The organism is Microcystis flos-aquae FACHB-1344 (assembly GCF_014698375.1).
GTDB lineage: Bacteria > Cyanobacteriota > Cyanobacteriia > Cyanobacteriales > Microcystaceae > Microcystis > Microcystis aeruginosa.
The window spans coordinates 1-13,546 of sequence record NZ_JACJSW010000198.1 but is presented as its reverse complement, the minus strand read 5'-3'; the positions used below and the strand labels follow the sequence as shown (position 1 = coordinate 13,546).

Annotated in this window: 10 protein-coding genes and 3 pseudogenes; 10 read left to right on the top strand and 3 right to left on the bottom strand. The window is 43.7% G+C overall.

Features of this window, described 5'->3' with window-relative positions; all coding sequences use genetic code 11:
- Positions 1-86 precede the first annotated feature (86 nt).
- Complete coding sequence (locus H6G48_RS20195; RefSeq protein WP_190722984.1) at positions 87-2,456, top strand: endonuclease MutS2; 2,370 nt, start codon at positions 87-89, stop codon at positions 2,454-2,456.
- A 1,031-nt stretch (positions 2,457-3,487) separates the two neighbouring features.
- Here H6G48_RS20195 and H6G48_RS20190 read toward each other — a convergent pair.
- Together H6G48_RS20190 and H6G48_RS20185 are read right to left on the bottom strand one after the other, a co-directional pair.
- Positions 3,488-6,592: an efflux RND transporter permease subunit gene (locus H6G48_RS20190; RefSeq protein ID WP_190722983.1), complete on the bottom strand. Its 3,105-nt coding sequence runs from the start codon at positions 6,590-6,592 to the stop codon at positions 3,488-3,490.
- Positions 6,593-6,654: 62 nt separating this feature from the next.
- Positions 6,655-7,332 carry a C40 family peptidase gene (locus tag H6G48_RS20185; protein ID WP_002796767.1) on the bottom strand — a complete coding sequence of 226 codons (678 nt, stop codon included), beginning with the start codon at positions 7,330-7,332 and terminating at the stop codon, positions 6,655-6,657.
- Positions 7,333-7,818: 486 nt separating this feature from the next.
- Here H6G48_RS20185 and H6G48_RS20180 point away from each other — a divergent pair, with 486 nt between their 5' ends.
- Positions 7,819-9,207: an LCP family protein gene (locus H6G48_RS20180; RefSeq protein ID WP_190722982.1), complete on the top strand. Its 1,389-nt coding sequence runs from the start codon at positions 7,819-7,821 to the stop codon at positions 9,205-9,207.
- 2 nt (positions 9,208-9,209) lie between these two features.
- Positions 9,210-9,425, top strand: a pseudogene (locus tag H6G48_RS20175) (pentapeptide repeat-containing protein); the annotation flags it as partial.
- Positions 9,426-9,475: 50 nt separating this feature from the next.
- On the opposite strand, the gene H6G48_RS20170 reads toward H6G48_RS20175, so the two are convergent.
- Positions 9,476-9,604 carry a DNA-binding protein gene (locus tag H6G48_RS20170; protein ID WP_079207831.1) on the bottom strand — a complete coding sequence of 43 codons (129 nt, stop codon included), beginning with the start codon at positions 9,602-9,604 and terminating at the stop codon, positions 9,476-9,478.
- A 398-nt stretch (positions 9,605-10,002) separates the two neighbouring features.
- Here H6G48_RS20170 and H6G48_RS20165 point away from each other — a divergent pair.
- The 7 genes and pseudogenes from H6G48_RS20165 to H6G48_RS20135 all read left to right on the top strand — a co-directional run.
- A pseudogene (locus H6G48_RS20165) lies at positions 10,003-10,137 on the top strand (pentapeptide repeat-containing protein); the annotation flags it as partial.
- Positions 10,138-10,477: 340 nt separating this feature from the next.
- Positions 10,478-11,065, top strand: a complete 588-nt coding sequence (locus H6G48_RS20160) for an anthranilate synthase component II (RefSeq protein ID WP_147072363.1) — start codon at positions 10,478-10,480, stop codon at positions 11,063-11,065.
- Positions 11,066-11,126: 61 nt separating this feature from the next.
- Complete coding sequence (locus tag H6G48_RS20155) at positions 11,127-11,936, top strand: MBL fold metallo-hydrolase (protein ID WP_002758464.1); 810 nt, start codon at positions 11,127-11,129, stop codon at positions 11,934-11,936.
- Between the two features lie 174 nt (positions 11,937-12,110).
- Positions 12,111-12,344, top strand: a complete 234-nt coding sequence (locus tag H6G48_RS20150; RefSeq protein WP_223212983.1) for a hypothetical protein — start codon at positions 12,111-12,113, stop codon at positions 12,342-12,344.
- Positions 12,344-12,784: a type II toxin-antitoxin system VapC family toxin gene (locus H6G48_RS20145; RefSeq protein WP_002758462.1), complete on the top strand. Its 441-nt coding sequence runs from the start codon at positions 12,344-12,346 to the stop codon at positions 12,782-12,784. The genes H6G48_RS20150 and H6G48_RS20145 overlap by 1 nt, the downstream gene beginning before the upstream one ends.
- Positions 12,785-12,849: 65 nt before the next feature.
- Positions 12,850-13,032: pseudogene (locus H6G48_RS20140) on the top strand (Tse2 family ADP-ribosyltransferase toxin); the annotation flags it as partial.
- A 23-nt stretch (positions 13,033-13,055) separates the two neighbouring features.
- Complete coding sequence (locus H6G48_RS20135; protein ID WP_242034707.1) at positions 13,056-13,451, top strand: hypothetical protein; 396 nt, start codon at positions 13,056-13,058, stop codon at positions 13,449-13,451.
- Positions 13,452-13,546: the final 95 nt, after the last annotated feature.

Below are 13,546 nucleotides of genomic sequence, written 5' to 3'. Positions count from 1 at the left end.
CCCACACCCCACACCCCACTCCTGTAAAAATCAGACCAAATCTGGTTAGACTAGAAATACAAAGCGTATTATAAAAAACTACAAAATTGATTCAAGACGAAACCCTAGAATTATTGGAATGGCCGCGGCTATGTCAACACCTAGCTACTTTTGCAGCGACTAAACTCGGTGCGATCGCGATTCGTCAATTGCCGTTACCAGAAAGCAAAGAGGAAAGTTTAAACCTACTCTGCCAAACCAAAGAAGTTTATAGCTTAGAACAAAAATTAGATAGTCGTCTTTCCTTTGATGGGATTACCGACATCGGTGATGCCCTAGAAAGGGCGCATCTGGGGGGGTTATTATCGGGACAGGAACTTTTAAATATTGCCACGACTTTGGCCGGAGTGCGACGTTTACGGCGTTTAATTGACGAACAGGAAGATATACCAGTTTTAAAAGAGTTAGTAGCCGAAATTCGCACCTATCCAGAGATAGAACAGGAAATACACCGTTGTATCGATGAAGATGGCCGGATATCCGATCGCGCTAGTCCCCAATTACGGGAAATTCGGGGACAAATGAAGGTGATTAAAGAGCGAATTTACCGCAAATTGCAGGATATCATGCAAAAACAGGGCGGTGCTATCCAAGAAGCGGTCATTACCCAAAGAAGCGACCGCTGGGTGATTCCCGTCAAAGCAGCACAAAAAGAGCAAATACCGGGGATAATTCACGATACTTCCAGCACAGGAGCGACTTTTTACATTGAACCTCACTCTATCGTTGACCAAGGCAATCAACTGCGGCAATATCGTCGTCAGGAACAAATCGAAGAAGAAAAAATCCTGCGGCAGTTAAGTAATACAATCGCCGAAGCCTTTGACGACTTAGAATATTTACTAGCGATCGCTACTAGGCTCGATCTGGCCACCGCTAGGGCCCGTTACAGTTTATGGTTAGAGGGTAATCCCCCCCACTTTATCGATGGTTCAGAAACGATTACTTTGCGGAATTTGCGTCATCCTTTGCTCTGGTGGCAAAAACACCACGAACAGGGGGGGGAGGTCGTACCAATAAATGTGCAGATTAGCCCAGAAATTCGCGTTGTTGCCATCACCGGACCAAATACCGGCGGAAAAACCGTTACTTTAAAAACCCTCGGATTAGCGGCTTTAATGGCGAAAGCGGGCCTGTTTATTCCAGCGCGGGAACCGGTAGAGATACCCTGGTTCGATCACGTTTTAGCCGATATCGGGGATGAACAGTCTTTGCAACAGAGTTTATCGACTTTTTCGGGTCACATTCGCCGGATTGTCCGCATTTTAGCGGCTTTAAATTCTCGTTCCTTGGTTTTACTCGATGAGGTGGGAGCAGGTACGGATCCGGCTGAGGGAAGTCCTTTAGCGATCGCTATTTTACAATACCTCGCTGATCATAGTTTATTGACGGTGGCTACCACTCACTACGGGGAATTAAAAGCGTTAAAGTATCGAGATTCTCGCTTTGAAAATGCCTCGGTAGAGTTTGATGATCGCACTCTTTCCCCCACTTATCGACTATTATGGGGCATTCCGGGGCGTTCTAATGCTTTAACTATTGCCCAGCGTTTGGGATTAAGTCCCGAAATTGTGGCCGAAGCGAGAAATCATCTGGGGGGGTTATCGGAGGAGATAAATCAAGTAATTGCTGGTTTGGAAGCGCAAAGACGGGAACAGGAGTCAAAAGCTAAGGAAGCTAGTCAATTACTCCAACAAACGGAGAAATTTTATACAGAAGTTTCCACGCGGGCCAATTCTCTACAGGAGAGAGAGCGAGAATTAAAGCGTTATCAGGAGCAGGAGATACAAAAGGCTTTATTATCGGCAAAAGCAGAGATTAATGACGTTATTCGCCGATTGCAAGCGGGAACAAAAACCGGTAAAGATGCCCAAAAAGCCACAGAGGAGTTAACTGCGATCGCAGAAAGGTTATTACCAAAAACGGAAAAAACTAAGGTTAATTATCGTCCGCAAGTGGGGGAAAGGGTGCGCTTGCCCAATTTGGGACAAACTGCCGAAGTTTTAGCAATTTCACCGGAATCAGAGGAGATTTCCCTGCGTTTCGGGATGATGAAGATGACCCTACCCTTAGACCAGATTGAGTCTTTGGATGGTCAAAAAGTGGAAACTGCGCCAAAACCTGCCAAAAATTTGCCACAAACTCCCACAAAACCCCAGGAGACTCCTTTAATTCGTACTGCTAATAATACCGTCGATATTCGCGGTTCCAGGGTGGCAGAGTCAGAAACGGATATCGAACAGGCGATCACCCGCGCCACCCCATCGGGTATATTATGGATTATTCACGGTAAAGGTACGGGGAAATTGCGTCAAGGTGTTCACGATTTCCTATCCCGTCATCCCCAGGTAAAACGCTTTCAATTAGCACCCCAAAATGAGGGGGGTTCGGGGGTAACTATCGCTTATTTAACTTAGGGTTTGCGGCAAAAAGTTTTTTGTCGGGTTAGGAGTCAGCCTTGAATCAGTTATCAGTTATCAGATGTGAGTTTTCAGTTCACTGTTTACTGATCACTGAAAATACTCCCCACTTCCCCACTTCCCCATTCCCCAGGGAGCATCTCATTTTTATACAAGTGAGTAATTATACTTGTCCCTCAAACTGGTTTCTAGTAAGGCTTTCAAAATAGTTTGACATAAAACCTGATTTAGGGGTTACAAAGGTGAGATGCTCCCCTTCCCCACTTCCCCACTTCCCCACTTCCCACTCTACAATAACTACTGGCAGCCAGAAATACGTTGGTTTCCTATCATACTTTGTGTTTTTTGTCAAAAAAACTTTTTTTTTGCAATAAAACTACACAAAAAAAAGATCATCGTTAGGGGTGAAATTGACTGATTTACCTGTCTTAATTAGGATCACCTTGTAGGTGTGGCAAGGGTTTGAGCCATTGCTGCCCAAAAAAGCACATAATAACCCACTATGAAATTCTATCAAATCGCTGTAACCATTGTAACATCGTTGTTAAATAAAAATCTTTCTCAATTAATTCTTAAGAATTTATAAATATTGCGAAATGTTAATTTAAATATTCTCAAGTTTTTGGAGTCAGTCAATAATTTTTGCTTATCTTTGACCAACATTGGGTTAGGAGACAGTATTCTCCGAGTCAGGAGTCAGGAGTCAGGAGTCAGGAGATAGGAGTCAGGAGTCGGGAGATTGTTTTTATTGGTTCTTCGTTACTTGGTATGGTTCGAGCGGGTGGCATAAATCGACTAAATCCTTATCTGGCAAAAGACTGAATTGATTAGTTCGCTCTAGATCGAAGACAGTTGACAAAAATCGCAGCAATGTCTCTCTCTATAAGAGTTTCATTCCTTATAACCCCCGTCCATTGCATAACACAAACCGAAGAACCTTTTTATTTATTCTCCCCACTTCCCCACACCCTACACCCCACTTCCCCACACCCCACACCCTACACCCCACACCCCACTGTCCAAGAAGATTATTTTCTAGAGAATAAAACGTAAAAACAGGGAATAATAAACAGAGTTAACAGAGTTGCTAAAGACAAACCCGAAAAAACGACAATTCCTAAAGGTTGCAGGAATTGTCCCCCCTCTCCTAATCCTAAAGCGAGGGGAAATAAACCTAAAACCGTGGTCACGGTAGTCATTAAAATCGGTCGTAAACGTTGGGGAGCGGCCTTTAAAATAGCTTGTAGTCGAGTAAAACCGAATTCTTGCCGCAATTGATTCGCCAATTCCACCATAATAATCCCGTTATTAACCACAATCCCCACCAATAAAACCACCCCGACGATGACAATGGCATTAATCGGGGTTTTGGTCAAATATAGTCCGAAAATTCCCCCCGCTAGGGCCAAAGGAACGGTTAACATAATCACCAAAGGGTCTATGAGTGAGTTATACTGCACGGCCATGACCACAAAGACTAAAAATACTGATAAACCCGCTAATAAACCCAAAGAACCCTGAATTTCTTGATTAGACGTGGCGGCAGCACTGGGTAAAATGCTGATACCATCGGGTAAGGGAGTGGAATTTAAAACCGATTGTACCCCTGCGAGTGCGTCACTTAATTTCGCCCCTTCGACTAAACTGCCGATAATAATAAAAACTTGACGCTGATTGATTCTCTGGATGACTCCGGGGGTTTTTCCCCCTTCAATCCGGGCTATATCTGCTAATTTTAAGTCTTCTTGTCTATTGACAAAAATAGGTATTTGTGATATGTCACTAATTTTTTGCCGCGAGTTGGGGTCCAATTGCACCCGGATATCGATTAATCTTTCTCCCCGTTGCAGTTGGGTGGGGATCGATCCTTGAATAGCAGTCCTTACCGTTTGTCCCACTTCCAGGGTACTCAATCCCAAACTATTTAAGCGGATCCAATCGGGTTTAATCTGGATTTCCGGTTGTCTGGGGTCAGCATCGGCACGAAAACGCGCACTAGGGACTTTTTCATCGAGAATACTGAGGATTTCTTCACCAGCTTGCTCTAAAGTTTTCCCATCTCGTCCCTGTAACATCACATCCACGTCAGCACCAACGGAGGGAGAGTTATTAAGAATAATACCGCGCACTTGACCGGGGGTGAGACGCAAACGCACGTTAACGAGGTTTAATTGCTCTAGTGCTTTGCTCATCCGTTCGATATATGCTTCTGTATTAGTGCCTTGTTTGAGATTAATCGTACTAGAAGCACGCAAAATATTTTCATTGGTAGTTGTGCCAAAAAGAGAACCGCCACTGGTAGTAAAAACGTACTTAGTCTCTGGTTGTGATAATAAAATCTTTTCTACTTCCCGCATCACCTGACGGTTAGTATTTAAATTGGTACCCGGGGGAAATTGAGCAAAAACGTTCACCTGTCCGGTTTGAATACGACTAAAGACTTCCTGGGGGATATATTGCCAGAGATAGAAACTACTTCCCCCTAAAATTAAAAAGGCCAGTAGGATAACAGGTATTCTGTAGCGGATGATTCTAGCTAAAAAACGACCGTAGAGGATGGTTAAACCTTCTAGACGTTGACTAAAGACTCTTAAGAGCCAAAATCGCTGAATGCCACTGGAAACCCCCATATTTAACAAACGACTGGCCAACATGGGAACAACAGTTAACGCACAGAGGAGAGAAGCAGCCACAGCAAAACTGATAGTGAGGATAATCTCGTTAAACAGCAGGGAAATAAAACCACCCAGTAATAAAAATGGCAGGATAGAGACGAGATTAGTCGCAGTGGAGGCCAATAAAGCAGATTCTACCTCTTGGCTGCTATTCCGGGCAATTTCTAAAAAATCTCGCTTATTTTGGTTTTGATTAACTTTGAGGGCAATATTTTCCAGCATGACAATGGAATTATCCACCACGATACCCACCCCTAGTGCTAATCCTCCCAAACTAAACACATTTATCGATAACCCGAATAACTTCATACAGATAATTGCGACGAGGGTAGAAAGAGGAATCGCTAGGGTAATGATAAAAGTCTGTCGCAGGGAACCGAGAAATACGAATACAGTCAATCCTGCTAAAATTGTCCCCGCTAGTCCCGAAGAAACCACGTTATTGACCGCGTTTTGGATAAATACAGACTCATCGTTAGTGGTGACGACTTGTATTCCCCCGGTCATTAACCCGGATTTTTTTAATTCTGTAATGCGTTTTTTGACCCCTTCTACCACAGCAATCGTGTTCGCATTCGGTTGTTTTTGGACGCTAACCCTCACGGCATTTTTTCCATTTAGGGTGACAAAAATTCTTTGTTCTTCTGTCCCATCGATAACTCTGGCCACATCCCGCAGATAGATTTTTTCTTCGGGATTATTACTATCGGTCAGTGCTAAATCTTGGATATCCGCTACGTTTTTAAATTTCCCCACCGCACGGGTTAAAGGTTCCCCGGTTTCTCCCTCTAGTCGGCCCCCAGAGATGTCCTGATTGCGTCTTTTTAGGGTGTCTAAAACCTGATTTAATCCCACTCCTAAAGATTGTAATCGCTGCAGGTCAATATTAACTTGAATTTCTTCTCTAACTCCCCCAATCACGTCCACCACTGCCACTCCTTCCACAAATCCTAATTCTCTCCCTAATTCTTCATCGGCAAATAATCTTAAATCTTTTAGGGGTAGGGTATCAGAAACGACAGCGAATTCATAGACGGGTAAACGAGAGGGTTCAAATTTATTTAAGCGCGGTTCCTCAATAATATCGGGTAAATTTTGTCGGACACGATTAAAACTTTCGGTAGCTTCATTTAAAGCGACATTTAAGTCTCCCCCCGGTTGAAAAAATAAATCTACTCGCATCCTTCCCTCGCGAGTTTCTGAATAAACTTGCACTACTCCCTCGGTGGCACTCATTCCTTCTTCTAGGGGTTTAGTGACTTCTTCGAGAATGACTTCCGGGGAAACTCCGGGTACATTCATCCTTAAACTAATGCGGGGATAAGTGATAGAAGGAAGCAAGTCCACTTCTAAACGATTTAGAAAAAAAAGACCGATGATGATAACTGCTATAGTTAACATCAATACTCCTATGTGACGACGAATTGACAGACCGCTTAGGGAGATGTTTTCTGACATGATTACCTATGGGGGAGAGTAAGGAGTGAACAGTGAACAGTAAACCCATAACTGATAACTGATTAATTGTGCATAACTCGACCGAAACTCCATAATTTTTGATAATAATGACGACTAACGCTATCCCTATCATCAGTAAGTAGATTTATAGCGATACCATTGTTACCTGTTTCTTTTCCTGAACTGTGGATATATTGATTATTCCCTAGATATAAAGCCACATGATTAACTCTTTTATCACCAAAAAAAATTAAATCTCCTGGGAGTAATTCCTCTCGGTTTATTTTTTGACAAAAAGCCTCCTGTTGATAGGAATCCCTCGGCAACCAAATACCAAAAGTGGCAAAAGCAGCCTGGATTAATCCTGAACAATCGTAATTAGGTGCAAGGGTTCCACCCCAGAGATAATGATTGGTACGGTTCCTTGCTTCCTGAGTAAAAGTGATAATCTCAGGAATATGTTTTTCTATGTCGGAACGAGTTAGAGGAATTTTTTGATAAGCTGTGGTGGCCACCGCAATTGCATCTAAATCTTCTCCGCATAACCAAGCTAAATAATTATCTTCCCTTAGCTGAATTTGTAGCCCTTTTTCGGTAATTTCTAGGGAAATAAATTTTAATTGTCTTCCCTGTTGTGCTTGGGTAGCTAACTCTTGACAACTGGGAGAATTGTAGAGATTTAAGTCTCTTATACAGAGATATTCTTGGGTCGATGATGGGGGAATAGAGATGATTTTCATAAAAAATAGATCAGAATTTATTGACAGAAACAAATGCCCAACTAGCCAAAAGCTAAGGGATAAAAACAAGGAGAATAACCTTAGTTCTGTCATCTTCAAGTTTCCACCTCTCTTAATTCTTGGCCACAGAGATAATCTATAACCGAACTGAATCCCTCAAATTCCTCTTGCCTAATTAACTTTTCAGGGTTCAAAAACCGCAAAAATAAGGATTAAATGGCATAAAATCTCTAAATAGACCATTTAATTGCTCATTATTCATTCTTAATTCTCCTGAATACTGACTACTGACGACCGACTCCTAACCAACCAAGACAAATTTTGATTTTTACAAGAGGTCTATTATAGCCGGTTCCTTAACAATATGTTACAATAGCCAGCGAGGGGGGAGTGACCAATATCTGGAACTTTTGCGCTAGAGATAGATTCTATGGATCAGCAGTCACATCCTAAAGTAAGCTTTTAATCAGATGTTGAGGTTAGTTCATGGCCAATGTTTCGGGGCGGTTTGAAAAGCAAGAATACAGCCAAAACTCAGAAAATACCCTCACGGTGGTCAGTTCGGTCATGTCCGGTTTAAAAAAAGCATCTCCCCTGCAAAAGGGCTTATTTTGGGGAATAACCCTCAGTTTTACCGCCCTAGTTTCCGCCACTGTTGGGGCTGCCGTCGCTTTAATTAGTCCCTTACCGGCGCCAATTGGGGCTATCTTCCAAAAAACGACTTTTCCCACCCAAACAGACATCCTTGAGGCTCAAGCTTGGAATAGCTTAATTAACCAGCAGCTTTCTCGTCCTGTTAATATTTTAGTTATGGGCATCGATCGAGTTTTAGATGCCAAAAACGGCGACGATGTATTTAAAGGTCGCAGCGATACCATGCTCCTAGTGCGCTTCGATCCTAGCGATAAAACCGTGAGAATGTTGTCTATCCCTCGCGATAGCCGCGTCAGAATCCCTGGCCACGGTTTCACTAAAATTAACGATGCCAATGTTCACGGTGGACCAACTCTAGCGGCGGAAGTGGTCAGTAATACTTTAGGGGATGTCACCGTAGATCGCTATGTCCGGGTGACTACCGATGCCTTTAAGGAATTAGTCGATTTAGTCGGGGGTGTAGAGGTTTATGTACCCGAACGAATGTATCATAAAGATGTCACCCAAAAATTAGAAATTGATTTACAAGAGGGTTGGCAAAATCTCAACGGCGACCAAGCCGAACAATTTGCCCGTTTTCGTAACCAGCAATACGGCGATATCGGTCGCGTACAAAGACAACAAATTTTATTAAAAGCACTACAACAAAAGATTTTTAGTCCGACAATTCTCCCCAGTCTCCCGAAAGCAGTACAGGTTTTACAACAATATATCGATACGAATTTAAGCGTCGAGGAAATGCTGGCTATCGCTAATTTTGGCCGGGAAATTAAACAGGATGACTTAAGAATGATCCTACTCCCCGGCCGGTTTAATAACCTCGATGAATACGATGGTCGCAGTTATTGGATTTTGAACCGTCGCGAAATTAGAACCATTGTGGCTAATAATTTTACCGATAACTATTCGCGGGGAGAAACCTCCATTTATAGTCTGCGGATTGCCATTCAAAATGCCACCCATACCAAAGGTTTAGCCCGTCGTACTCGCAATTATCTGGCCAAACAGGGCTACACAAATGTTTATATTAGCGATGACTCCTCCCAAAAGCTAGAAACCACGGCAATTATTGCTCAAAAAGGTGATATTCAGTCCGCTAACCTCTTGAAAAATCAATTGGGAATCGGTAAAGTAGAATCATCCTCCACTGGTGCTTTAGACTCAGACCTAACTATTCGGGTGGGTGATGATGTGGCCCAGTTTCTCGACGCTCAACAGTAACAATGTTGAAAAATTTTTTCAGTCTGGTTTTAATTATTTTGCTGGCGATTCTTTGGCTACTTTTCGCGGCCCGTCCGGTGGCTTTGGCCCAAGATAAAACGATTAACTATAGTTTTGCCCAGCTGCAAGATCGGGATTTTTCCCATCAGGATTTACGCGGAGGAGTTTTCGCCGCTGCTGCGATGCGGGGAGTTAACCTAGAAGGGGCCGATTTATCGAAAATTTGGGTTGAAAACCCCGCCCTTTAGCGGAGCGGAGGGCGGCTTGATTACTTTAACTTTTTAATCCAATCCCTGACAACTTCGGCAGCAGAAATTTGTTTTTGTTGAGCATACCGTTTGAGTTTTTCTAGTTCTTCGTCAGAAAGTCTCACTTGTAAGATATTAGGTCTTGACATTGTGTTGTCAGTAGACTACAATATCAGCAGACCAAAGGTAGCCTCCTTTAAGTTAAACCGCCCGTGAGCGGTATAAAAAACACCAGGACGCTCATGCCAGTGGTTGGGCTTCCTTGCACAGAGGAGCGAATAACCTCTTAAAAAACGTATGGACTCTAACGAGTACCGAAAACTAGCACCCATAACCCTGAAAACTCAAACTGTAGGGTAGGGCATACCCGAACAGTATAATCTACGCTTGGGGAGATAAGGCCGCTAGGGGTCTATTGCTACTGGCTCGATATTTGCATCTTTAGATGGGGTATTTGGTCGTAGGGTGAAGGTTACACTTCCTTTAGATTTTTAAGCCCTGTCGTTGAACCAAGAATCCCCGTCCGTTTTACGGTGGGGAGTGTCAAGACACGATTATTACCTGGGCCGATTTCACTAACGCGGTAATTGATAGCTATCAGGTCAAGTTAATGTGTGAACGGGCCGATGGGATTAATCCGGTCACGGGAGTGGCCACCAGAGATAGTTTAGGCTGTGATTAGGGTTTGCGGCAAAAAGTTTTTCGTGGGGGCAGGGTGTGGGGTGTGGGGTGTAGGGTTTTACCCATTTTCAGGGAGTCAATTACCTAATTTTTAGGGAAAAAGTCCCTGAATTGTCCCCCCAATCACTCCAATGGTCGGCACTTTTTGAGGGAAAAAAAATCTAAAAACCTTGTTGGATAAGGTTTTTAGATTTATTCAGCCAACCCTAATTAGCAATTCCGGGCAGATTCTAGCTGACTGCTCAAAAATAGCCTACCCCCTACACCCCGGCTATCTCGATCGAGACAGCCGGGGTGTAGAATGAAAATACTGAGCGAGGCTAAAGAAAGGAGAGAGACTCTTGATAATCGTCATCGATAACTATGATAGTTTTACCTACAATTTAGTCCAGTATTTGGGAGAATTAGCCTCCGAGTTCCCGATCGCCGTGCCGATCGAGGTCTATCGTAATGATAAAATCGATCTGGCCACGATCGAACAAATGCGGCCGGATGGAATTGTCATTTCCCCCGGTCCAGGTCGTCCGGTCGATGCGGGCATATCTCTGGAATTAATCGCCAAATTTGGCCCCTATATGCCAATCTTGGGGGTCTGTCTCGGTCATCAAAGTATCGGTCAAGTATTCGGGGGGGATGTGGTCTGGGCCCCGGTCTTAATGCACGGCAAAACTTCCCCAATCTATCACAACAATGAAGGGGTATTTCAAGGCTTAGAAAATCCTTTTACTGCCACCCGTTACCATAGTTTAGTGATCGAGCGCTCCACCATGCCGGATAATTTAGAGATCACGGCCTGGGTAGAAGATGGCACGGTCATGGGAGTCCGTCATCGGGATTACCCCCACATTCAAGGAGTACAATTTCATCCCGAAAGTATTTTAACCACTGCTGGCAAGGAACTTTTAAGAAACTTTCTGCGATCCCTCTAGTGTTTGCTAATCCCCAACCCCTGAAATTAACCTTCAATTGATTAATTCTGCATCTACATTTATGAAAAGGCGAGATTTTATCTTATCGGCGGGGGCAAGTTTCTTAACCGTGGCAGTAAGCTCAGTTTTAGCGGAAACTAAACCGAAACCCACTAACCCCACTTCCCCCCAAAAACCCGATAATTCCCTCTTAGTTCAATGGTTGGGTCATAGTTGCTTTTTATTCACCGGAGGAGGGCAAAGAGTCCTAGTTAATCCTTTCCGGGCAATTGGTTGTACGGCGGGTTTTCCTTTGCCAAAAGTAGAAGCAGATATCGTTTTAATTAGTAGTCAACTGTGGGATGAAGGGGCGGCCGAGGGTTTACCCGGTAATCCGAAAATTTTGTTTGAGCCGGGGGCCTACGATCTGGGTAAATTAAAACTACAGGGTATTAGTATCGCCCACGATCGCATGGGTGGGCAACGTTTCGGTATGAATGTGGCCTGGCGTTGGACCCAAGCGGGGATTAGTATTGTCCATTTAGGGGGGGCAGCGGCCCCAATCGAATTAGAACAAAGAATTCTCCTAGGTTCGCCGGATTTAGCTTTTATTCCCGTGGGAGGTGGTCCAAAAAATTATAATCCCCAAGAAGCAAAACAGGCGATCGAAGTTTTACAACCGCGAATTGCTATACCAACTCAATACTTCACCAGTGCCGCCGATAAAAATGCCTGTGAATTGGTGTCTGTAGATGAGTTTCTCAAGTTAGTCAAGGATAAAAATATCCGTTTGATCGAGGACAATAAATTACGGATTCGTGCCGCCGATTTACCCAAAAAAGGGACGCTCATTCGCGTGTTTGACTACCGCAAACTGTTAGAGAAATCCTAATTTTTAGGAGCCAATGACCTAGTCCTATTGATTAACTAATTTTTTCTCGTGTAACGCACCATCAATTTCCTGATATTCCCCGGGTTACGTTGTTGCTAACTCGCCCTACAGCCCTGATCATAAATCAGGGTTATAATTATTTTTAAGAAATTCCAGAATATTCAGCCCCAAGGAATGTCTATGTTACTACAAGACCTAAAGGAAGAAGCGGTTAAGCTATCACCGAGCGAGCGACTTGCGCTGGTTAGCGCCATTATTGAGTCCTTGCAGAGTACCCCAATTGCTAGACCTGATCGTGCTGGTGCAATTCAACGGATGCGTGGCTTACTCAAAACAGACCAACTTGCACCAACCGACCAAGAAGTAGCTGCCATGTTGGAAGAGCGTCGGCTGGAGAAATACCTTTAGTGAGAGTTTTAATTGATACTAATGTTCTCCTAGATTTTCTATTGCAGAGAGAGCTATTTTTCCAAGATGCAGAACGACTATTTCAGGCGATCGATTCCGGTCAGATCGTCGGGTATGTCACAGCCACAACCCTCACGGACATTTTTTACATTGCTCGAAGACACACGCGCAGTATTGAGCAAGCACGGCAAGCAGTTTCAGAGACATTGACAGCAATGGAAATCTGCCCTGTAAACCGGGAGGTTCTAGAGGTAGCGTTTAGTTCAGGTTTGGCTGATTATGAGGATGGGATTCAGGTTGCTTGTGCTGTAGCTCAAGGACTTGATGCTATCTTGACCCGAGATAATCAAGGGTTTTTGAATTCATCGGTACCTGTGTTATCAGTTCAGGAGTGCTTGCATCGCTTGCAAGAGCCAAATAATAGCAAATCCACCTTATAAAATCAAGTTTACAGGCTTTTTGGTTCGTGAGGGGGTGAGGAGTGAAAAGTGAGCAGTTACAGCCAAAATTTGGCGGCATGGGCAAAGCTCCTTTGTGGCAGATTGATGACAGCATTATTACAGGAGATTTACAGGCTGTCCAAGATAGCCCAACCCACGTTAGCATCATGCCAAGAGTTACAATGGCTCTAGAAAGGTACGAAGCGGCATTGGCAAAGACCCAAAAATATTGGGAAAAGGTGGATTAGTGGCATACACACAATAGGAGTCTATGAAAATGGCATGGATATTTAGTTTATCCGCAGAATGTGGTTCTGATGAGAGCAAGGCCGATAAATTTGCTCAACATTTTCAGGGAATGTCATTGTTGCTGTCAAATGGTCGCCAGTGCCAATGTCGCACAGACATATTCCAAGACATAGAAGAAAATTGGTGGTGTCGCATTTCACCAAATAATCTTAGCGAAGTGGGAATAGACGGCCCTGAAAGTGCCTATTCAACGACAGAGTTAGGTATTTTACTCTATCAGTCCCTAGTATTTGCCCCCACCTTCCGTTATGCACTGGTTGGTGTTGAAGTCGATGAGTTTAGAACATACACTGAGCTTATCGAAGAATCATCCAATCTATCTATCCCAGGACTGGTTTTAGAGAATTACAGAGAATGATTGATCCTATAATAATGGGAAAATCCTCAGAGTGAGGAACTCGCATGAAACCAGCATCCCTGATTCAACTAACCGATAGTCTGAAAGCCCTTTAT